Below are 21,823 nucleotides of genomic sequence, written 5' to 3'. Positions count from 1 at the left end.
AAACGTCTAATATTTATTTTTTGTTTAAATTAATGCGATCATTGTCGCAAAATGCTAAGTGATTTGTCGTAGTAAGCTAATATTTTTATGCTTCATTGCACTATGTTTGATTAGAAAAATAAAAACATGTGTGGATGATATGGATATCAATGCTCAAAAAACAATTCAAAGGACAAGAATAGTTTTAATCTCAAGTGCAATAGTTTTATCAATGAATTGTTTTGCCGAAAATGAAAAAATCACATCTTTAATTCAGTTAAATGACTCAGAGTTGTCTGAAGTGAAAGGGCAAGCTTTGATGAGTCTTTCATATTTAGCACCAACTGATGCAACCAACCCAATGAGGAATATTACTTCAAATAATATAGGATTTTATAAATTAGGTTTAGAAGCAGAGTTGGAACTTAATGCAAATATCAGAAACCTTCAGCTTGGTTGTGGTGGAGTCAATGGTGCTGGTGCCTGTGATATAGACATTAAAAATTTATCATTGAGTGGATTGCCTAATACTTATGATAGCAATGGGAATCCAGTTTATTTAACTGGGCGCCCCTCGACAAGTGGAAAGATAACTAACCCTTTTTTAGAGTTTGCAATTAGTAATCCTAATAGCTCATCTATAAGAGAAGTGAAAGGAATACGATTTAGTGCAGAAAAAATTAATGCTTTGTTAACAGCGGGATTAGATAATTTATCTACAGCTTCACAAACTGATGGAATTCAAAGATTAAGTGGATTTATGCAAATCGCTAAAACAAGTGGAACTGCAAGCACAAAACCTATTATTTTCGGGAAAAATGCTAGTGATCAAACTTTGACTGGGGTTGCAAATATTAGTGGGCTAGTAAATGTAAATTTTACGAGTAATCCTTTTAACAATGGAACTACGGGGATAACAATTCCGAGTGTTAGTACTTCTTTTGATATTAATCCTTTTACAATTAATGGAGTGAGAAATACCATAGCAAATGTTAAAGATATTCGTACAACTATCGCTACTATTCCTATTGCATCTGATGGAACTTCAAGATACCCAGAATCGATGTTTATAAATGATGCCTTAAAAGTTAATTTGAGTTGTGAAAGTGCTGGAATTTTATCATTATGTCCAATTGTCAAGGCGCTAGTACCTGTAGCAACTTTTAAAATGGCGAATGGTTCAAATATTCAGAATATAAACATGTCTATCGATTTCATGCAATCTTTAAGTATGATTCATAATATTCCGTTAACTGGTACAGGCGGTTATTTGTCTGTACAAAGTGAGGCTTTATTGTGGCCAGGTGCAACTATTGCAGACATAGATAAAGCTAAAAACAATTTGCAACAAATGGGAAGAAATACCGATGTTGCGCAAAAAGGATGGTGGATGTCTTTCGCAGATCCAGTACAACTAGGTAAACTCAATGTGAGTAATCAAGTTGATATTGGGGCAGTTTTACCTCAAGTCGCGACTTTAGTTTCACAATATTTAAATAAAAGAGAAAATTATCCCTATTTAAATATTGGACAAGCTTGGCAGGCTTTAACCAATCAACCAATAACACAGAAATTAAATGTAGACCTGAGAAGTTATACAGAAAATAATCCTGCTAAATTGGTTCTGACTAATCAAAAACTAACAAATCAAAATGTTGTAGCAAACTGTTATGGCTCATTGAAATTCTGTTAAATTCCTTTTAACGACAAAATGCTATTTAAGAGACTTTGTTGCAAACTTAACCTCTTTTGATCTCCCAATAAAATTATTCATCATTCCACAACTAGGAAAGTTTTCATTTCAGGAATACAAACTCTGTAATGATTTTTTATAAAATACTTGATAGGTTGATAAAAAATTATCCAAAATAAAATATGTATTTCATTGTTATTTAAATAAATTAACAAAATAAACTTATATAAAAAATATTAAAAACCATTATCTTATTTAGGTGAAAAAGACTATTGTTAAATTAGACAAAATATTTGTCCTGATCGGCTATTTTGTTATTGATCATTTTCCTATATTTTTGACCAATAATAAAAATCTGAGCAGGTGATATGGAAGTTGTTGTAGGAAAGTTAATTAAAATCAGTAAGATGATTTTAATTTGTGGTGGATTTTTTATTTCGATTGATAGTTTTGCTAATTTGCCTCAATCGAAGGGTTTGGTCGAGTTAAATGATACTGAGCTTTCAAAAGTTCAAGGTCAAGCATTGATGAGTCTTGGTTATATTGCTCCAAATGATGCTGCCAATAAAATGCAAGGGCAGGGGGTTGGCTTTTATAAGCTTGGGATGGAAGCTGAACTTGAGCTGAATGCCAACATAAAAAAATTACAACTAGGATGTGGCGGTATCAATGGTGCAGGTGGCTGTGATATTGATATTGATAACCTCAGCTTATCTGGTTTAGCAGATACCCGTGAGGGAAGAGCTGGTTCAAGTGCCAAATTAACCAATCCTTTTTTAGAGTTCGCAATAAAGAACCCTGATGCAGCGTCAACAAGAGAAGTCGTGGGTTTACGTTTAAGTGCTGAAAAGGTTTTAGGGATGTTAACCGCAGGAACTGAAAATTCAGAAACTCCGAATGGTATTAATTCACTTAGTGGTTTTTTAAAGACAAAAGCGACGACAGGTTTAGGTTATACAAATAGTCGAGGTATGAGTTATACCGATACTCAAATGCCAATCACTGGAAATGTAGATGTTTGTGTACTATTTTTTTGTGGGCGATTGCCCTTATCTTCAACAGATTATAATTTAACTTTGCAAAGTACTACAGCACCCATTCAAGTTGATTCAGCAACAATTAATGGGATGCGACAAAGTAGTGTGAACTTAACAGGCAAAGCTTATATTGACCGTTTAAACTTTGGTGGGCGATTAAAAGCGGGTGTAAAAGTTCCTTTATTGGGCACATTAAATTTAGAGAAACAGGTTAATGGTGATATTACAGGGTTAACAGCAAATCTATCGATCAGTGAAAGTTTGGGCTATATCCATAAAATTCCTTTAAATAATCCATTTTCTTTATCATTGCAAAGTCAAAATGTATGGTGGCCAAATGCTGAGGTGACCGCTCAAAGAGGTTGGTGGATGGCATTTGAGGATGCTGTTGATATTGGGAATGTGACTCCATCTAAAGGGATCGATATTACCAATGATGTACTTAAGCAAGTCGTTGGTCCATTAAGTAATGCATTAGCGACGACAGCTGTACCATCCTGCCAAGCTTTAGATTGTTTATTGGGCAGCTCATTAGAAATTGGTAATATTAATTTACCGAATACATCAGTCAATTTCCCATTGCAAGATTTACAGCTTAAAAACCAAGATTTTGCACCTAACTGCTATGGTTCATTAAAGTTCTGTTAAGTATTCTTTCTAAAAGAAAAACCTCCATTCGGAGGTTATTCTTATTTGTGCATAATTCGAGCTTTGTCTCGTTGCCAATCACGGTCTTTTTCCGTAGCACGTTTGTCATGCAACTGTTTACCTTTTACTAAAGCAATCTCTAGTTTTGCTAAGTGACCTTTCCAGTAACATGCCAATGGTACACACGTATAGCCCTTTTGATTGACTGCGCCCATTAACTTTTCTAATTCACGACGGGAAAGCAGTAGCTTGCGCGTACGTGTTGCTTCAGGTACCACATGTGTTGATGCAGATAACAAAGGTTGAATCTGAGCGCCGAACAGAAACGCTTCATTATTTTTAAAGGTAATATAGCTTTCTGTAATGGTCATACGTCCAGCACGTAATGACTTTACTTCCCAGCCTTGCAACGAAAGCCCAGCTTCAAATTTTTCTTCAATAAAATAATCGTGACGCGCACGTTTATTTTGTGCAATCGTCCCGCCATTATTTTTTTTTACGACAATATTTTTCGACATAATACAAATAATTCCAAGAATAGCCTTATTCTGCCTTAAACTTGGCTTGAGGTGAAGTCATTTCACAATTAAAGCAAAGGCTAAATGTGCAGAGGTTATTCGCTAAGATTTAAGTTTTTGTTAAACTATAGCCCTACATAACAAACTTGAGTACAAATGGATGTCTAAAACTCGTGTCATCTATCCAGGAACTTTTGATCCAATTACCAATGGCCATGTGGATTTGGTTGCCCGCGCTTCACGGATGTTTGATGAAGTCGTCGTTGCAATTGCGATTGGACATCATAAAAATCCAGTATTCAGTTTAGAAGAGCGTGTAGAGTTAGCGAAAATATCACTCAAACATCTACCTAATGTTGAGTTTGTTGGCTTTGATGGCTTATTGGTAAATTTTGCCCGTGAGCAAAATGCGACTGCTGTTTTACGTGGATTAAGAGCTGTGTCAGATTTTGAATATGAATTTCAGCTTGCCAATATGAACCGTCAATTGGATCATGATTTTGAAACAGTATTTTTAACACCTTCAGAGCAATTTTCATTTATTTCTTCAACGATGGTTCGGGAAATTGCGCGATTAAAAGGTGATGTCGCTAAATTTGTGCCACAATGTGTGGTCGAAGCTTTTCACCGTAAACATCAACAAGGTTGGTAATGTGTCTTTAATAATCACTGATGAATGCATCAATTGTGATGTATGTGAACCGGTATGCCCAAATGAAGCCATTTTTATGGGGGAGGAGATTTATGAAATCCATCCAAACCTCTGTACAGAATGTGTGGGGCATTTTGATGAGCCGCAGTGTGCACTTTTCTGTCCAGTAGATTGTATTCCTCTTGATCCAAATCATGTAGAAAGCCAAGAAGACTTGATGGAGAAGTATAAAAGTTTAATTGCTCAAAAAAGCGCAAGCAATTCCCAGTAAAATTTGTTAGCATACGCCCCGAAGTGAGCCAGACGATCGCTGCTGTGGAGATCTCCGTGATTGAAGCAGGGGAGGAAAGTCCGGGCTTCATCGGGCAAGGTGCCAGGTAACGCCTGGGCGGTGTAAACCGACGGAAAGTGCAGCAGAGAGTAGACCGCCTTCAATAACGTTTCTTTTCGGAGAAATGGAAGGTAAGGGTGAAAGGGTGCGGTAAGAGCGCACCGCATGACTGGTAACAGTTCATGGCATGGTAAACCCCACCGGAAGCAAGACCAAATAGGGATCCTATAGGCATGGCCCATGCTGGATCCGGGTAGGTCGCTTGAGCGTATGAGTGATTGTGCGCCTAGAGGAATGATCGTTCTAGACAGAACCCGGCTTATCGGCTCACTTCAATGAATTTTATTGCAATTATTACTTGACGTAACGTGAGTTACAGCAGATAATGCGCGCACAGTTTTAGGCTATGTAGCTCAGTTGGTTAGAGCACCGCACTCATAATGCGGGGGTCACAGGTTCAAGTCCCGTCATAGCCACCATTTTTATAGACCACGTTTCCAAAAACGTGGTCTTTTTTTATCTTTCAATCATGCATATTAAAACCATTTAAATGCTCTTTTAAAAACCAAGCTTCACGGATGTATTCTCACCGATATGGGTGAGCTGAGTCGTTGTGGCAGTCTTTTTATAATCATAAATGGTTGCTTTTGATAATTTTGCTAGACCGAATTGATAGGAAAAATTAAATTGCACTTGATTGATTTTATATTGGGCTAAAATATTGCTGTCTTGTTGAAGCCTTTGAATTAATGTTTCAGCAGTATCAACCTGATCAAGATAAGCAGGTTGACTAATATTTAAAATGAGAACTTGATTTGTTGATTCAGTTTCGCCAATAAAAGTATAACGATTTTCGATCTGAATATTTTGAATATCATCAGAGATTGAAGTCAAATCATGAGTTGTTGAATTTTGATTTTGAACATAATGCCAGACATTGATTGAAAAAATGATCATTGTGATCAAAGTGAGAATGTAATAATGCACTTTCCATATTGCCTGATGAGGCATATTGGATTGTGTATTTCTGAGAATTTGTGTACGTGTCAGTACATCATGAAGGGATTGTTGGCTGTTTCCATTAAAAACTGCCAAGTAGAAACATGCAAAAACAATACTTTGAAAAAAGGCGATGATTAAAATAAGTGAAAGGGGCGGATGTGCAAAGGATTGTAAATAACCGATAAAGCAAAATGGAATAATGAAAATGCTTGATCGAATTAAAGCGTGGGTTGGTGAAATTGAAGCACCGGTAAAGTCTTTTACACGAATTTTACAGAGTATTTTTCCAATCGTTTTACCATCTCCAATCGAACTGTTAAAAGCAGAGAAATAAAACAAACATAGCAAAGTGCCAAGACATTGAAAAATAAATGGAGAGTTTTCAAAATAGGGATATAGCACTTTCCCCATTACCAAACATGCAACACCGACAATCAAACAGTCGATGATAAATGCAAAAAATCGAGGAAATATTGGAGCAATCGTTTTTACTGGATTTTGAATTTCAGTCATAGTTTTTAATTAAATTGAATTTATGAATGTATTAAGTAAATATCAATATCATCAAATATTTAAGTGAGATATTAAAAATGATGTATTTGATATTTTGAAATAGATGTTAATTTTAAATTTAATGATTTAAAGAGATTAAATTTTTGGCATAAAAAAACCAGCAGTTGCTGGGTTCTTTAATTGCACCATTTTAATATCAATTTAAAATGGTGCCCGAGGCCAGACTCGAACTGGCACGCTTTGTGGGCGGGGGATTTTAAATCCCCTGTGTCTACCGATTTCACCACTCGGGCATGTGCGCAATAATAAAGGACAGTTTTTCTCTTGGCAAGCGTATTTAGCACGATTTGCTTTCTTTTCAATCAACTCGGATGTTTATGGCTGAAAATAAAGCGTTTTAAGCCAATATATTGATTTTATTGTCATGAATTTTTCATTAACTTGAGATTAAAGTGAAATATTTCCTGATTAAAGTGATGAGATAAAAAAACTTAGAGGAAATCGATTTCAATGCCAAGCTCAATTTCACGCCGTGAACTTATTCAAAAGTCATTAGCCAGTTTTGGGGCACTATCTATACCAGTTTCTTTGACAGCTTGTGGTAGCGACAATAATGATTCAACAACGTCAGCCACTAAAGTTGAATTTTTACATGGGGTGGCGAGTGGTGATCCGCTTAAGGACCGTGTGATTTTATGGACACGTGTAACTCCCCAAGATACTACTTTACGTATTGAAGTTGTTTGGGAAATTGCGACAGACGAAAAATTTGTACAAATCATCAACACAGGGAAAGTACAAACAACACAAGCACAAGATTTTACGGTTAAAGTTGATGCTGATAAGTTGAAGTCTGGGCAAACTTATTATTATCGTTTTAAATTCGGTTCAGTGATTTCACCCGTCGGTCGTACCAAAACATTACCAGAAACGACCAATGCTGTTCAATTTGCAGTATGTTCGTGTTCGAATTATCCAGCGGGATATTTCTATGTTTATCGAGAAATGGCAAAACAAGATGTCGATGCGATTATCCATCTTGGTGATTATATTTATGAATATGGCAAAGATGGCTATGCAACTGAAGATGCGGCTAAATTAGGACGTACGCTTCCTGCGGACAATGATAAAGAAATTATCAAATTGGACGACTATCGCAAACGTTATGCGCTTTATCATAAGGATACTGATTTACAAGCTGCACATGCACGTCATCCGTTTATTGTGATTTGGGATGATCATGAGTTAGCCAATGATGCATGGAAAGCGGGTGCTGAAAACCATCAACCCAATGAAGGGAGCTTTTCTGATCGCAAGTTAGCGGCATTACAGGCGTATTTTGAATGGATGCCAATTCGACCTGTGAATCAAACAGATCATTTGAATATTTATCGACAATTTGACTTTGGTTCATTGGTGCAATTGACGATGTTGGATACACGTATCTTGGCACGTGATAAGCAACTGGATTATGCGGATTATATGACGGCTTCTGGGTTGGATATTGCCAAGTTTCAGGCAGATTTGATCAGTACTTCCCGTACGTTGATGGGGTATACACAACGAGACTGGTTACAGAAAAAACTGGCACAATCTACAGCGACATGGAATGTATTGGGTCAGCAAGTCTTGATGGCAAAAATGCTAATTCCAGCTGAATTACTGCTTTCGTTGGCTGCAATTACCAGTGGTAATGTTACTCCGGAGACATTGGTAAAAATGAATCAACAGATTACTGAATTAGTGACCTTAAAACTTCGTCTAAAAGCGGGCGATCCATCCTTAACAGCCACAGAAAAAGCACGTGTGACGACGGTAGCTCCATATAACCTCGATGCGTGGGATGGATACTATGCTGAGCGTGAAATTTTATATGGAACTCTAAAAGCACTGAATAAGAAAGTCGTTGTTTTAGCAGGGGATACACATAATGCTTGGTCTGCGGACTTGCATACACAAACAGGTGATTTTGTTGGGGTTGAATTGGCAACTAGCTCTGTGTCTTCACCCGGAATGGAAAAGTACCTCAGTATTCCTTTAGCGCAGTTACAGCAATTTGAAATGGCGTTTACCACACTGATTGATGAATTGAATTATACCAACTTAAATCAGCGTGGTTATTTAAAAGTGAGTTTTACCGCGCAACAAGTTCAAGCAGATTGGATTTTTGTGAGTACCATTAAGGAAAATACATATACTGTGGATGCTACTCGTGGGCATCAAGTGGTGTTAAATAACAATTTGATTGATGTGAAAAGCATTCAAAAAAGCGCATAAATTTTCAAGCATAAAAAAACCGAGTTCATCATATTGACTCGGTTTTTTATGAAAATAAATTACATCATGCTGTCCATATAGGCATCTAAATCTTCATATTTATATGTTTTGCACATTTCATTTTCATACTTTAATAACTGTAAATGCAATTCTAAGTATTGAGTAAGTTGCTGCTGTTGAAACTGATATTGCTCCGAATTTTTATTATAAAATCTCATTTTAAATCTGGCTTTTTTGGCTTGCTTATACGCCCAAAAGCAAGTTCTCCGAATTTGTTGTAATTGATAAAATTCAGTATCTTTGGTGCTGTCTCGAAATAGATTTTCTTTATAGAACTTCACAAAACCAAAGCTCATTGCAAAGAAAAATAGCAAACCTTGTAAAAGTGTACTTTCAATAAAATATAGGTTCAGTGCTTGTAGAATAATCAATGCGGCAAGTTTAAATGGCGTATTGTTGAGTTGCTGATAAAGATGGGTAGAGCTGTGTTTGATTTGGTTGATAATAATGGGAACAATCAACATAAAAAATAACATAACCGCCAAGGCTGCGATGGCATTGGCTTGAAAAGCATCAAATTGAACAAAATGAATTGAAATATAATGACCTAAGCTGAAGTAAATACTGCAAAAAATCATGATTGATAAAATCCAAGGAATAAATTCCTTGGCTTCATCTAAAAGCCCTTTGGTTTTAATTTGGCTATAAAATAAAAAATTGTATTTAAATGCTTTTGGATATTGTTGTTGTAACTGATTTAAATAGAAGGAAACTTGCTTGTTTTGAATCATATAGGCTTCACTTATTTAAACTGCAATTTAGAGATTAACATAAAAAGCTAATATAAAATTTTAGACATAAAAAAACCAGCTTATCGCTGGGTTTTTTATTACACCATTTTAATGTTGATTAAAATGGTGCCCGAGGCCAGACTCGAACTGGCACGCTTTGTGGGCGGGGGATTTTAAATCCCCTGTGTCTACCGATTTCACCACTCGGGCTTTACAAGATTGGAGGCGGAGGTCGGAATCGAACCGGCGTACACGGAGTTGCAGTCCGCTGCATGACCACTCTGCCACCCCGCCATGTCTTGGTGATGCACATATTAGCAACCTTTGAAAAAAAAACAATACTATATTTCATGCATATGCACATAAATTCAGCATACGAAAGAAAATTGTCTAAATAATCATGTATTATTTGCAAAATTGATTCATATCTACTTTGGAGATGTGCCGTGGCATTGGTATTGGATGGTCGCGCATTAGCGAAACAAATTGAAGCAGACTTGTTGACTCGTGTTGAAGCTTTAAAGGCAAAAACAGGTCGTACCCCAATTTTAGCGACTATTTTAGTGGGTGATGATGGCGCATCTGCGACTTATGTTCGTATGAAAGGAAATGCATGTCGTCGTGTAGGTATGGATTCTTTGAAAGTTGAATTAGGCAAAGAAACCACGACTGAACAATTATTGGCTGAAATCGAAAAATTAAATGCCAATCCTGATGTACATGGTATTTTGTTACAGCATCCAGTACCTGAACAGATTGACGAACGTGCTTGTTTTGATGCGATCTCTTTAGAAAAAGATGTTGATGGTGTGACGTGTCTTGGTTTTGGTCGTATGGCAATGGGTGAAGCAGCATATGGTTCTGCAACTCCTGCGGGCATCATGACTATTCTTAAAGAAAATAAGATTGAGATTGCCGGTAAGCATGCTGTAGTGGTTGGACGTTCAGCGATTTTAGGCAAGCCGATGGCAATGATGTTGCTTCAAGCCAATGCTACAGTGACAATCTGTCATTCACGTACCCAAAACCTTGCTGAATTAATCAAACAAGCGGATATCGTTGTGGGTGCAGTAGGTAAAGCAGAGTTGATTCAAAAAGACTGGATCAAACAAGGTGCTGTTGTGGTAGATGCAGGTTTCCATCCTCGTGAAGGTGGTGGTGTTGGTGATATTCAATTGGTTGGAATTGAAGAAGTTGCTTCAGCATATACGCCAGTTCCAGGTGGTGTAGGACCTATGACGATTACTACATTGATTCGTCAAACTGTAGAAGCAGCAGAAAAAGCGTTAGCTTAATCAAATATTGATAGCAATGCCTTCACCATTTTTGTAGATGGTGAAGGCTTCTCGAAAATGTCATTTTTGTTTTGGTAAAAGTTGCTTTAATAATAGACTTTGTGACAATCATGTATTTAATATGATGCGATCTGCAATAACAGCAAATTATCGAAGTATATAAGCGTCAAAAAACCTTAGTGTATTTGCGAAGTATTAGAATAATCATTTTGGTTATACATTTATGAGTTGTACTTTACAATTTCCTAAAGCCCCATCACATTTACTCAAAGCCTTGCATGAGGTGATTCCTCAATGCCAGCTACTCGCTCAGCAGTTACCTGAGACTCCGATTTCATTGTGGTTGATTCCACCGGTTTTTCCGACTGATCGTTTAGATGATGAAGTGATTCGCCGTATTTGGAATGACACACCATATTGGATCTTTTGTTGGGCATCTGGTTTGGCGATGGCACAATGGCTATTGGCTGAGCCACATCATGTTAAAGATAAGGTGGTTCTCGATTTTGGCGCTGGGTCAGGTGTGGTCGCGATTGCTGCCAAATTAGCGGGTGCCAAGCGTGTGATTTGTTGTGACATTGACCCATTGAGTTTAGATGCTTGTCGTGAAAATGCCGCACTAAACGAGGTAGAGCTGGTATATCTGGATGATTTATATAAAGCAGAACAGGTGGATGTATTGCTCGCCGCAGATGTTTTATATGATCAATCTAATCGCTTTTTCTTAGATGAATTTTTAAAGTTTGCCCCTGAAGTATGGGTGGCGGACAGTCGGGTCAAAAACTTTAGTCATCCGAATTATCAAAAATTGGATGAACGAAGTGCAACAACATGGCCTGATTTAGATGAAGCCAAAGAGTTTCGAAATGTGAGTTTTTATAAGACGCTATAAAAGCGTCTTATTTTTTGAAAACTTATTATGATTTGGTGTATTAAGAACAGGTATAACGTACAACATGCAAGGTGCTTGGACGAGTTTCAAGTGCTTGACGCGTTGCATAATCCTCACTGTTGTTTAGATTAGGAGTATTTGAAAGTCCAAAAGAAGTTCGACTATGCCCAAGTTGGACGCCGGCTTGATTTTGTGCAGCTTGCGGGTTGATGATTTCATTGATACTAAGAACAGAAATTTTATAGGTTTTATTTGCACCTAAAACTTTTTGACATGCACGTTGTAATTTACTGGCATCTAAATCACGGTCAGCGCGACCAGAAAGCGTATATGCCAATGTTGCGCTATTACTTGACTGACTTTCGATTTGGTAGCCTGTCACTCCATTATATTGACGCGGTGTTGTTTGGCACGCCGATAAAGCTAAAACCATTAATCCTAAACCTGCACAGGTGATTATTTTCATCTTTTAAAGTCCCAGCTTTTTGAATTATTTTTAGTATGCCATAGCTTTGTGATTTTCTCGATGATTGAATTGTTCAAATCAAAACAGCTTTCTAATTTGCATAAGAAAGCTGTTTTAATCCATCTAAGCTACTTTTGGATTTTGATTAATCATCTGTGATTAAGCTATTTTTCTTAGTATCTTTCATAAAGATATAAGTAATTAAAGATAGACCAATCATAAACGTGATGTAGTAGAAGAAATAGTTTTCGTGACCTGCATTTTTAAAACTTAAGGCGACTAATTCAGCTGTACCACCAAAGATTGTATTTGCTAAAGCGTATGGTAACGCAACACCCAGAGCGCGAATGTGAGCAGGGAAGAGTTCTGCTTTAACTACCGCATTAATTGCAGTGTAGCCAGTTACAATCACCATGCCACTCATACATAAGAAAAATGCAGTTTTAGGGTCTGTGGTTGAACCAAGCCCATTGAAAATAGGGATGGTAAATAGAACACCTAAAACACCAAAGGTGATCATAATCGGTTTACGACCAATTTTATCTGAAAGTGCGCCAACAGCAGGTTGAATCAACATGAAGATAAAGATCGCTGCCGTGGTAATTTCTGTTGCTGTGGTCTTTTCAAAGCCAGAGGTATTGACCAAATATTTTTGCAAATAGGTGGTAAATGTGTTGAATGCTAGCGTTCCACCTGCGGTCAACATAATCACTGTGAATGCTTGTTTAGGGTATTTGGTAAATAAAGCCAAAGCCCCCGATTTTTCACCACCATTTTTGGCATGTTCTTGCGCTTGTTTAGCTGATTCAGTTTCAACTAAGCCACGACGAATCCAGAATACAACAATGGCTAACAAAGCGCCGATAAAGAATGGAATACGCCATCCCCATGCATGCAAGGCATCTTCTGAAAGTGTATGTTGGAGGATAATCAATACACAAAGTGCCAACAACTGTCCTGAAATCAAGGTGACATATTGGAAACTAGAGAAGAAACCGCGATGATTCTTTCCTGCCATTTCAGTTAAATATGTCGCACTTGAACCATATTCACCACCGACACTTAAGCCCTGTAAGAGACGAGCAAAGAGTAGAAGCGCTGGAGCAAGCATACCGACAGAATCATAAGACGGTGCACAAGCGATAATTAAAGAACCGACACACATCAAGGATACAGAAAGCGTTAAACCAGCTTTACGACCTTTACGATCGGCATAAATTCCCATAATCCAAGCGCCAATCGGGCGCATTAAAAAACCTAAAGCAAAAACAGCAGCAGCTTGGAGAAGCTTGACTGTTTCATTACCTTCTGGAAAGAACACTGGTGCAAAGTAGAGCGTAAATGCGGCATAGACATACCAGTCATACCATTCAACTAGGTTACCAGCTGAGCCACCAAGTATAGATTTGAAACGAGTTTTTCTATCAAGTTGCGAAGGAGCAACCTGAGGTGATGAATTGGACAAGGCAATTCTCCAAAAGAATATGCAAAACATAGCCTGTTTAGGGTTCATTTGGGGTGAAAATCTAAACAGAAAAATCAAAAAGAGAGAATTTCAATCAGTACTGCGGAGAGATACAAATCATTACACAGCTCGTTATACGCAAGAATGAAGGTTGTCCTTATTAGACTTTGGTCGTATGCCTTTTTTATGTTCAGGATCAATAATTATTTAAGAATGGCTAAAATAAAGAATAATTTTTTTAAAACAATTATTTAATTTTAAATGGTTTAATGGGTGGCTGTTTTTAGTACAGATAAAGTGTTGGGTGGAAATGAGTCAAATGTGTGAAAAGTACTCAAATAAAAAAACGATCAGTATTGAGAATTAAGATTCAAAGCTAGCTGAATAACAAGAACTTATGTTATGTATGTATTTAAATGTTCATTTTCGAAAATAAAACAATAAGGTTTGCATTTATGAACTTCATGATTCGACAACAGCAAATTTTGGAACTGGTTAAACAACGGGGATATATCAGTATTGAAGAAATTGCGCAGATATTTACAGTGACACCGCAAACTGTACGCAGAGATATTAATCAGTTGGCCGATGCTGGATTGTTGCGACGTTATCATGGCGGTGCTGCGATAGACTCAAGTGTGACCAATACTGAATACAGTACACGCATGAGCCATAACGCAGAGGCAAAACAGCGTATTGCAGTTGCTGTGGCAAAAGCTATTCCAGATTATGCTTCTTTATTTATCAATATCGGGACAACGACAGAAGCAATTGCTGTCGCTTTATTGCAACATCGAGGGCTTAAAATTATTACCAATAATCTAAATGTTGCCAAAATCCTAAGTGTAAAAGAAGATTTTGAAGTGCTTATTGCCAGTGGCAAAGTTCGCCCCGATGGCGGGGTCATTGGGCAGGCGACATCTGAATTTTTTAAACAATTCAAAGTGGATTACGCCGTGATTGGCATCAGTGGAATTGATGCAGATGGGACATTATTGGATTTTGATTTTCAGGAAGTTTCAGTCTCTCAAGAAATTATTGCTGGTGCTCGACAGATTTTTTTAGCTGTAGATGATAGTAAATTTGGTCGTCATGCAATGATGCGCATGGGGCATCTTCGAGAAATTGATCGTCTTTTTACCAATCAACAGCCTGCTGAAGCTTATATTCAACAAATCAATGCGGCAGAAGTGAATTTGATTGTGGTTTAGGCTTTATTCAATGACGAGCTTAAATGTCAGTTGCAAATCTATTGATTATCGAATAGACATTGATCAAAAAAGTCTCTATTATTTTCTTAAATGAAAATAAACGAAAATATGTTAAAACTCTTCAATCAAAAGGTGATGTTATGATGCAAATGAAAGAACCGCAAACTTGTTATGACATCGTGGTGATTGGAGGAGGAATTAATGGTGTTGGAATTGCCAATGATGCAGTTGGGCGTGGTTTATCGGTCTTGCTTTGTGAAAAAGATGATTTGGCAAGTCATACCTCATCCGCCAGTAGTAAATTGATTCATGGTGGTTTACGTTATCTAGAACATAAGGAATTTCGCTTGGTTCGTGAAGCTTTGGCAGAGCGTGAAGTTTTACTGGCGAAAGCCCCACATATTATTCGTCCAATGCGCTTTATCATGCCTCATCAACCGCACCTTAGACCAGCTTGGCTAATCCGTACGGGTTTATTTTTTTATGATCATTTGGGCAAACGAGAAAAACTGCCAGGATCAAATTTGGTCCAATTCAACCCTGAAACCAGCCCATTAAATAAAGATATTACCCGTGGTTTTGAATACTCCGATTGTGCTGTTGATGATTCTCGTTTGGTGATTCTCAATGCAATGCAGGCACGGGAAAAGGGTGCAAAGATTGTTAGTCAAACACGTTGTATTGCTGCGCAACGTGAAAATGCTGTGTGGACAATCCAACTTGAAAATGAACAAGGGATATATCAAGTTCAAGCCAAAGTATTGGTCAATGCTGCAGGTCCTTGGGTGGCACAATTTATCCAACAGGATTTGAAATTAAAATCACCTTATGGCATTCGTTTGGTTCAAGGGAGCCATATCATTGTGCCAAAAATTTATGCAGGTGATAAAGCCTATATTATGCAAAATGACGATCAGCGAATCGTGTTTGCGATCCCTTATTTAAACCAATACACCATGATTGGAACCACAGATCGTGAATATCATGATGACCCTAATCAAGTTGAAATCACTCAACAAGAAATTGATTATCTTTTAAAAGTATCCAATGATCATTTTAAGACACAACTGAGCCAAAATGATATTGTCAGCACTTTTTCAGGTGTGCGCCCATTGTGTGATGATGAATCTGATAACCCAGCAGCAATTACGCGTGATTATACTTTAGCACTTTCTCAGCAACATTCAGGTGAAGCGCCTTTATTGTCGGTTTTTGGTGGCAAGTTGACGACATATCGCAAGCTTGCTGAATCAGCACTTGAGCAACTGAAAAAGTTTTTCCCTGAAATGCAACAATCTTGGACCGCACATGCTTTATTACCTGGTGCAGAAAACTTGGTCTCTGTAGAAGATTTAATCTTGGAGATCCAGACTAAAATCAAAGGCATTGATTTGGAAACAGCAAGTCGCTGGGCACATGCTTATGGCACTTATGTATGGAAGTTTTTAAATTATTCCTCCTCAGTGCATGAGCTTGGACAAAGTTTTGGACATGGGCTTTATGCGCAAGAAGTGGATTATTTAGTCGATCAGGAATGGGCAATCACGAGTCAGGATATATTGAGTCGCCGTAGCAAGTTATATCTTGAATTTAAACAGGATGACATTGATCTTTTGGATGCCTACTTGCTTGAGTTACATGAACGTCGATTGCAAAAAGATGTTGCATAATGCAATTTATAAAGCCAATGAATCAAGCATTGGCTTTATTGTATTTTGTAGATTCAATTTGAATATTGAAGTTTAAAAATTAAACTTTAAACCTCAAACCATAACCATCCAACTTCAAATACTGAATCCTTTCATCTTGAACATTGTGTTTTATGATTCATTTGGCTGCTGCAATGTAAGCGCATCTTTCATAAATGTTTGTGCACTCATATAAATGAATACGGCACTCAGTAATAAGGTGATTGGAATAATAATCATGGCTTTGTGTAAACCGATGGCACGGAATTGATCCGTAATCCCTGTTGCACCTGATACAGTCATTGCGGCATTTGCATAATGATCAGAAAGTGCACCAACCAGAAGTGGACCAAATGCGCCGCCTAATACATACATGATCGCAAGACATAAACCAAAAGCCATTGCTCTTTGATTGGGTTCAACAACTTCTTGAATAGCAGGGTAGACGGTTGTGTAATAGTTGTACATTGCAAGCCAACCGAGACAAGACAATACTGTAAATAAAACCACAGCTTGGCTTTTCAGCATTAGACTTAATCCAATCATAATCGCCGAGATCAATAAACACAGTGCTCCAAACAATAAACGACCCTTTTTAGATTTTTGATAAATCTTGTCTGCAATGACACCGCCAAGTGTTAAGCCGATTAAACCTGTTATCCCGATAATACATCCTGCAAGTAATGAGCCTTGTATTAAGGTTAACCCAAAATAACGTAGGAACAACGGCACTAGAAATGCGATGCCAGCAGCAATCGCAAGATTTTGCATAATGCCAGAAAGAATAATCCAACGTAGCGTTTTGATTTTTAAAAGGCTTCCTAAGCTGTTTTGCTTTGAAGTTTTGGCTTGATAGTTTTCAGCTTCTGCTGCGCCTCGTGCAGGTTCTCGAATAAAGAAAAAACAGATGGCTAAGATCAGACCAGGTACAGCCGCAACTATAAAAGGTGCACGCCAACTGTTAAATGCTTGTGCAATCCCACCAACGGTGAAGAAAGCGAGTACCATTCCCACTGGTAAGCCGAGCATAAAAATACCTATTGCTTTGGCGCGATGCTGAGGTGGAAATAAATCTCCAATTAAAGAGTTCGCAGCAGGTGCATAACTTGCCTCACCGACACCAACACCTACACGAGCCATGAAAAAAGAGATATAACTCCATGCAAGTGCATTCATGGCGGTAAAGCCACTCCATGCGATTAAACCTATACCGATAATTTTTTTTCTTGAGTTGCGGTCTGCAAGTTTTCCAAAATATAAGCCAGCAATGGCATAGACTAAGGAAAATGCAGCAGCAAGCATTCCTAATTGTTTGTCATTTAGACTATATTCTAATCTGATTGATTCAATGACCACGGCTGGAATTGTACGATCAAAAAAATTCATCGTATTGGCTAGAAACAATAGAATCAAAATCTTCCATTTGTTGTGGATTAAGCTATTCACGGTAACAACTCCTTTGTTTATTTTTGGAGGATCAAGCGATCCGACTTGATCCGATTTAGAAGTATTGTTTTACGATTGATGGAATTTTTTTAACCACCACTTATTGTTCATATTGTTTAGAAAATCTATATAATATATTTATTAAATGCAAGTGAAATTAAATTGATTGTGGTTTTTTTAGATAAATAACCAAATAAAGAAAAGGATAGTTATTAGATTTATGATATTTGTGTAGGAATTAAAACAAATAAATAAGTCTGTGCCTTATTTGGATATACGCATCATATGGCAGCAATATTTTTTAATACTATACATTTAAGTTTTTGTATTTTATTTATAATACTATCATTTATAAAAATATTAATGTGAAGTGAAAAAGCTTGTGATTCAAATGAAGCGGAAAACTCATGGTTTTTATTGTTCACTTTCCATTGAGGAAACCCAAAAAACAATCCAACAAGTCAACGTTAAACTCTTTTACTTGCTGGATTGATTCACTATATTTTTTAATAAAAAAAATCAATAACTTTTCCAGAGGGCGCCTAACTTGAAATCCCATTCACTTGGTGTAATCACCATCCGTCCTGCATTTGGTGTCAACGTGATTTCACTGAAAAAAACATCATCTCCAGCCAATAAAAAGTCGATACGACTATAACCATGTTTAAAGCAAAGGTCTTGAGAAAGTTGCAGCATTTTGCTTAAACTTTTCGGTTGAGCTAAGCCTAAGGGGCTATTATTCTTTAAGTCAACTGTAAAGGGTTGTAGGACCCAATCGGTATCATAAATATTTGAATAATCAATGCCTTGACTATCTTGAACATCAACTTCAATATATCTGGGTTGACCTTCGAAACAATGTACTCGACTGGTGGTAATCGTTAACTGGCTATTTGGATCTGTCCATAATTCAACAAACTCTTCAGCCAGAATCAACGGTGTAATATTTTTATAATGCCATTCTCTTTTTTTAAAATACATATTTTGTTTTAAATGATGCTTTAATTTTAGTTCTGCATTTTTAATATCAAATTGACTTTTATCATGGCACACGATTGCGCTACCGCTATCATGATTGCACTTTAAAACAAATTTAGATGGGAGTTTATTAAACTCAATTTCGCTAAAGCATTTGTATACACCAAGTAAAGGTACAAAATGTGAGCAACAAATTTTATCTGAAATAATTTCTCTCACTGTCAACTTGTCAGCCAGTTTTGTATGCAGAGGCGCTCTTTCATAGATCATGCGCGCAGTTACTTTTTCATTAAAACTTTCCGGTTTATCAAAGTCAGGTGTGTAACCTAATTTATTAATAAATCTTTTTGTAAGGTATTTCTTGTCAGAGACAAATTTAGTTCTAATGACTTTCGCTGTATAGATAATATTTTCAATCATGGGAAAGAATAAAAAAATAAAGAAATGAATTTTTTAATTATAGAGGAAATATGAATTTTTTGTATTACAAAAATATCATATTGTGGATTTAACGCAAAATATTACATTTAGAATACAAATGGCTTTATTTTAATCGGTTATTCCGTTTAAATTGTTTTTGAGTTGCATGCGATAGTGACTCGAAATTAAAAGAGCATACTACTTGAATCCTTTAATCCATCACAATGATTATAGATTGAATGCAAAAAGACCGCTCGAAAGCGGTCTCTTGAATGCTTAATTTAAATTAAGCTGATTTTTTTACAGCCTCTAAAAGCTCGTTTTGACGATTTTTAAGTGCTGCAGGTAAACGGTCACCTAACTTGTTAAACAATTCAGTATGACTTTCAATCTCTTTGATCCATTGATCTTTATCTTGAGATGTTACAAGATCAAATTGCGCTTTAGTAAAGTCAGAACCTGTCCAGTTCAATTGCTCAAATGTTGGAACTAAGCCAATCGGTGTTTCAACTGCATCTGCACGACCTTCACAACGGTCAATGATCCACTCAAGCACACGCATGTTTTGACCGAAACCAGGCCATACAAAGTTGCCTTCAGCATCACGACGGAACCAGTTTACGTTGTAAATACCTGGTAATTTGTTGCCAGCAGCTTTTGCTTTCGCACCTACTTCTTCACCCAGTTCTAACCAGTGAGCGAAGTAATCCGCCATGTTGTAACCAGCAAATGGCAACATCGCAAATGGATCACGGCGAACAACACCTTGTTGACCTACTGCCGCAGCAGTTGTTTCAGAACCCATTGTTGCTGCTTTATATACACCATCTACCCAGTCGAATGCTTCTGAGATTAAAGGTACTGTATCCGCACGACGTCCACCGAAGATGAATGCAGAGATTGGAACGCCAGCTGGATTTTCCCAATCGGCATCAATAGAAGGGCATTGACCCGCTGCTACAGTGAAACGTGCATTTGGATGAGCTGCTTTTTCACCAGCAACATGTGGTTGACCTTTCCAGTTGGTTAAGTTTGCAGGTGCTTCTTTTGTTAAGCCTTCCCACCAAACTTCGCCATTGTCAGTCACCGCAACGTTGGTATAAATCACATCTTTGTGAAGTGTTGCCATACAGTTTGGATTGGTTTTGGTATTTGTTCCTGGTGCTACACCAAAGAAACCAGCTTCTGGGTTGATTGCATATAAGCGACCATCTTCACCTGGTTTAATCCAAGCAATATCATCACCTACAGTTTCAATCTTCCAACCTTCATAACCTGCTGGTGGAATAAGCATAGCAAAGTTGGTTTTACCACATGCAGAAGGGAATGCTGCTGCGATGTAGTGTTTTTCACCTTGAGGATTTGTCACACCAAGGATAAGCATATGTTCAGCTAACCAACCTTGTTGACGACCCATAGAAGATGCGATACGTAAAGCAAGACATTTTTTACCTAATAATGCATTACCGCCGTAACCTGAACCATAAGACCAGATTTCACGTGTTTCTGGATAATGCACGATGTATTTTTCTGGGTTGCAAGGCCAAGCAACATCTTTTTGACCTTCTGCAAGAGGCGCACCTACTGTATGTACGCAAGGAATAAAGTCACCATCTGTGCCAAGTACGTCATAAACAGCTTTACCCATACGAGCCATTTTACGCATACTTACAGCAACATAAGGAGAATCAGTAATTTCAATACCGATGTGTGCAATGTGAGAACCTAATGGACCCATTGAGAATGGAACCACATACATTGTGCGGCCTTTCATTGCGCCATCAAACAAACCGTTAAGACGAGCACGCATTTCAGCAGGAGCTTCCCAGTTGTTAGTCGCACCAGCATCTTCTTGTTTTTCAGAACAGATGAATGTACGACCTTCAACACGAGCTACGTCAGACGGATCAGAATTCGCTAAATAAGAACCAGGATGTTTTTCTTGGTTCAATGCTTGCATAGTGCCGTTAGCGATCATCAAGTCGATATAACGTTGATTCTCTTCTTCGCTTCCGTCACACCATTCAATTTTTGCAGGTTTAGTCAATTTAGCAATTTCTTCAACCCAGGCAATGAGCTTAGGATGACGAACGAATTCTGGTGCGTTCACTTGGGTCATGGTGAGGCCTATCTAAAATATGTACAATTTTGTGTACAAATAACAACCTGAATGAAGTGGTACAACATTCAAATTTAAGTAAGAAAAAAAGTGGACGTATTAAAACATATATTCATAAAAAAAATAAGACTAAAGGCTTAAAAGATGCTTAACCTAAGGGGTGGTGTAAGTGATTGATTTTTAGTGTTTAAGCGGAATTATTGGTTGATATTTAACACTATTTAATAAAGCAATGAGTAATATTTTTATTGTAAATAATAATAATTAACAATAACTTGAAAATAAGAAGCTGTAAAAAATTATTATTGATTTAATAAATGGGTATAATTCGAATTTTACATAAAGGTGCTTTTATTTGCTTAGAAAATCGACGAAATTAGAGCAAATACTTCACAATAATCA

Annotated in this window: 17 protein-coding genes, 4 tRNA genes and 1 other RNA gene; 11 read left to right on the top strand and 11 right to left on the bottom strand. The window is 37.3% G+C overall.

Translation table 11 applies throughout. The features are described from left to right. Positions 1–139: 139 nt before the first annotated feature. On the top strand, positions 140–1,672 hold the full coding sequence (locus F938_RS07380) for a hypothetical protein (protein ID WP_005030726.1): 1,533 nt from the start codon (positions 140–142) through the stop codon (positions 1,670–1,672). A gap of 368 nt (positions 1,673–2,040) precedes the next feature. Continuing rightward, positions 2,041–3,357, top strand: a complete 1,317-nt coding sequence (locus F938_RS07375) for a hypothetical protein (protein WP_005030725.1) — start codon at positions 2,041–2,043, stop codon at positions 3,355–3,357. A gap of 41 nt (positions 3,358–3,398) precedes the next feature. On the opposite strand, the gene smpB is transcribed toward F938_RS07375, so the two are convergent. Continuing rightward, positions 3,399–3,875 carry an SsrA-binding protein SmpB gene (gene smpB, locus F938_RS07370; RefSeq protein WP_004828309.1) on the bottom strand — a complete coding sequence of 159 codons (477 nt, stop codon included), beginning with the start codon at positions 3,873–3,875 and terminating at the stop codon, positions 3,399–3,401. A gap of 160 nt (positions 3,876–4,035) precedes the next feature. On the opposite strand from smpB, the gene coaD reads away from it, so the two are divergent. The 4 genes from coaD to F938_RS07355 all read left to right on the top strand — a co-directional run bounded on the left by coaD (position 4,036) and on the right by F938_RS07355 (position 5,337). Next, complete coding sequence (gene coaD / locus F938_RS07365) at positions 4,036–4,527, top strand: pantetheine-phosphate adenylyltransferase (RefSeq protein WP_004828311.1); 492 nt, start codon at positions 4,036–4,038, stop codon at positions 4,525–4,527. A 1-nt stretch (position 4,528) separates the two neighbouring features. Further along, a complete protein-coding gene (locus F938_RS07360) occupies positions 4,529–4,798 on the top strand; it encodes a YfhL family 4Fe-4S dicluster ferredoxin (protein WP_004828314.1) in 270 nt (89 codons plus the stop codon). A gap of 20 nt (positions 4,799–4,818) precedes the next feature. Beyond that, positions 4,819–5,196, top strand: an RNA gene (gene rnpB, locus F938_RS23445) — RNase P RNA component class A. Positions 5,197–5,260: 64 nt separating this feature from the next. Continuing rightward, a tRNA-Met gene (locus F938_RS07355) sits at positions 5,261–5,337 on the top strand. 79 nt (positions 5,338–5,416) lie between these two features. Here the strand turns inward: F938_RS07355 and F938_RS07350 are convergent. Both F938_RS07350 and F938_RS07345 read right to left on the bottom strand, forming a co-directional pair. Next, positions 5,417–6,373, bottom strand: coding sequence for an RDD family protein (locus F938_RS07350; RefSeq protein ID WP_005030723.1), 957 nt, complete (start codon positions 6,371–6,373; stop codon positions 5,417–5,419). Between the two features lie 207 nt (positions 6,374–6,580). Further along, positions 6,581–6,666 (bottom strand) — tRNA-Leu (locus tag F938_RS07345). A gap of 217 nt (positions 6,667–6,883) precedes the next feature. On the opposite strand from F938_RS07345, the gene F938_RS07340 reads away from it, so the two are divergent. Continuing rightward, complete coding sequence (locus tag F938_RS07340) at positions 6,884–8,650, top strand: alkaline phosphatase D family protein (RefSeq protein ID WP_005030718.1); 1,767 nt, start codon at positions 6,884–6,886, stop codon at positions 8,648–8,650. A gap of 59 nt (positions 8,651–8,709) precedes the next feature. Here F938_RS07340 and F938_RS07335 read toward each other — a convergent pair whose 3' ends face one another. The 3 genes from F938_RS07335 to F938_RS07325 all read right to left on the bottom strand — a co-directional run bounded on the left by F938_RS07335 (position 8,710) and on the right by F938_RS07325 (position 9,735). After that, on the bottom strand, positions 8,710–9,441 hold the full coding sequence (locus F938_RS07335; RefSeq protein ID WP_004828320.1) for a hypothetical protein: 732 nt from the start codon (positions 9,439–9,441) through the stop codon (positions 8,710–8,712). A 124-nt stretch (positions 9,442–9,565) separates the two neighbouring features. After that, positions 9,566–9,651, bottom strand: a tRNA-Leu gene (locus F938_RS07330). Between the two features lie 10 nt (positions 9,652–9,661). After that, positions 9,662–9,735, bottom strand: a tRNA-Cys gene (locus tag F938_RS07325). A gap of 152 nt (positions 9,736–9,887) precedes the next feature. On the opposite strand from F938_RS07325, the gene folD reads away from it, so the two are divergent. Both folD and F938_RS07315 read left to right on the top strand, forming a co-directional pair. Continuing rightward, on the top strand, positions 9,888–10,736 hold the full coding sequence (gene folD, locus F938_RS07320) for a bifunctional methylenetetrahydrofolate dehydrogenase/methenyltetrahydrofolate cyclohydrolase FolD (protein WP_005030715.1): 849 nt from the start codon (positions 9,888–9,890) through the stop codon (positions 10,734–10,736). A gap of 223 nt (positions 10,737–10,959) precedes the next feature. Continuing rightward, positions 10,960–11,628, top strand: coding sequence for a class I SAM-dependent methyltransferase (locus F938_RS07315; protein WP_005030713.1), 669 nt, complete (start codon positions 10,960–10,962; stop codon positions 11,626–11,628). A gap of 40 nt (positions 11,629–11,668) precedes the next feature. On the opposite strand, the gene F938_RS07310 is transcribed toward F938_RS07315, so the two are convergent. Together F938_RS07310 and F938_RS07305 are read right to left on the bottom strand one after the other, a co-directional pair. Next, positions 11,669–12,094 carry a hypothetical protein gene (locus F938_RS07310; RefSeq protein ID WP_004828326.1) on the bottom strand — a complete coding sequence of 142 codons (426 nt, stop codon included), beginning with the start codon at positions 12,092–12,094 and terminating at the stop codon, positions 11,669–11,671. Between the two features lie 145 nt (positions 12,095–12,239). Further along, on the bottom strand, positions 12,240–13,559 hold the full coding sequence (locus F938_RS07305) for an MFS transporter (RefSeq protein ID WP_005030711.1): 1,320 nt from the start codon (positions 13,557–13,559) through the stop codon (positions 12,240–12,242). A gap of 455 nt (positions 13,560–14,014) precedes the next feature. Here F938_RS07305 and F938_RS07300 point away from each other — a divergent pair, with 455 nt between their 5' ends. Both F938_RS07300 and glpD read left to right on the top strand, forming a co-directional pair. Further along, entirely contained in the window at positions 14,015–14,770 is a 756-nt protein-coding gene (locus F938_RS07300; protein WP_005030709.1) for a DeoR/GlpR family DNA-binding transcription regulator, read from the top strand. A gap of 140 nt (positions 14,771–14,910) precedes the next feature. Beyond that, complete coding sequence (gene glpD / locus F938_RS07295) at positions 14,911–16,440, top strand: glycerol-3-phosphate dehydrogenase (protein ID WP_005030706.1); 1,530 nt, start codon at positions 14,911–14,913, stop codon at positions 16,438–16,440. A gap of 150 nt (positions 16,441–16,590) precedes the next feature. Here glpD and F938_RS07290 read toward each other — a convergent pair whose 3' ends face one another. The 3 genes from F938_RS07290 to F938_RS07280 all read right to left on the bottom strand — a co-directional run bounded on the left by F938_RS07290 (position 16,591) and on the right by F938_RS07280 (position 21,421). Then, entirely contained in the window at positions 16,591–17,904 is a 1,314-nt protein-coding gene (locus F938_RS07290; protein ID WP_005030703.1) for a spinster family MFS transporter, read from the bottom strand. 519 nt (positions 17,905–18,423) lie between these two features. Continuing rightward, positions 18,424–19,302, bottom strand: coding sequence for an ATP-grasp fold amidoligase family protein (locus F938_RS07285; RefSeq protein ID WP_004828334.1), 879 nt, complete (start codon positions 19,300–19,302; stop codon positions 18,424–18,426). Positions 19,303–19,588: 286 nt separating this feature from the next. Then, positions 19,589–21,421, bottom strand: a complete 1,833-nt coding sequence (locus F938_RS07280; protein WP_004828335.1) for a phosphoenolpyruvate carboxykinase (GTP) — start codon at positions 21,419–21,421, stop codon at positions 19,589–19,591. Between the last annotated feature and the right edge of the window lie 402 nt (positions 21,422–21,823).

The sequence above is a fragment of the Acinetobacter bereziniae LMG 1003 = CIP 70.12 genome (genome assembly GCF_000368925.1).
GTDB classification, from domain to species: Bacteria; Pseudomonadota; Gammaproteobacteria; order Pseudomonadales; family Moraxellaceae; genus Acinetobacter; species Acinetobacter bereziniae.
This window is presented reverse-complemented; position numbering and strand designations above follow the sequence as displayed.

Coding starts and splice junctions, on each gene's coding strand:
- F938_RS07315 (WP_005030713.1), top strand. CDS start 10,960: ATGAGTTGTACTTTACAATTTCCTAAAGCCCCATCACATTTACTCAAA.
- coaD (WP_004828311.1), top strand. CDS start 4,036: ATGTCTAAAACTCGTGTCATCTATCCAGGAACTTTTGATCCAATTACC.
- F938_RS07350 (WP_005030723.1), bottom strand. CDS start 6,373: ATGACTGAAATTCAAAATCCAGTAAAAACGATTGCTCCAATATTTCCT.
- F938_RS07300 (WP_005030709.1), top strand. CDS start 14,015: ATGAACTTCATGATTCGACAACAGCAAATTTTGGAACTGGTTAAACAA.
- F938_RS07310 (WP_004828326.1), bottom strand. CDS start 12,094: ATGAAAATAATCACCTGTGCAGGTTTAGGATTAATGGTTTTAGCTTTA.
- F938_RS07340 (WP_005030718.1), top strand. CDS start 6,884: ATGCCAAGCTCAATTTCACGCCGTGAACTTATTCAAAAGTCATTAGCC.
- F938_RS07335 (WP_004828320.1), bottom strand. CDS start 9,441: ATGATTCAAAACAAGCAAGTTTCCTTCTATTTAAATCAGTTACAACAA.
- glpD (WP_005030706.1), top strand. CDS start 14,911: ATGATGCAAATGAAAGAACCGCAAACTTGTTATGACATCGTGGTGATT.
- F938_RS07285 (WP_004828334.1), bottom strand. CDS start 19,302: ATGATTGAAAATATTATCTATACAGCGAAAGTCATTAGAACTAAATTT.
- smpB (WP_004828309.1), bottom strand. CDS start 3,875: ATGTCGAAAAATATTGTCGTAAAAAAAAATAATGGCGGGACGATTGCA.
- F938_RS07380 (WP_005030726.1), top strand. CDS start 140: ATGGATATCAATGCTCAAAAAACAATTCAAAGGACAAGAATAGTTTTA.
- F938_RS07280 (WP_004828335.1), bottom strand. CDS start 21,421: ATGACCCAAGTGAACGCACCAGAATTCGTTCGTCATCCTAAGCTCATT.
- F938_RS07375 (WP_005030725.1), top strand. CDS start 2,041: ATGGAAGTTGTTGTAGGAAAGTTAATTAAAATCAGTAAGATGATTTTA.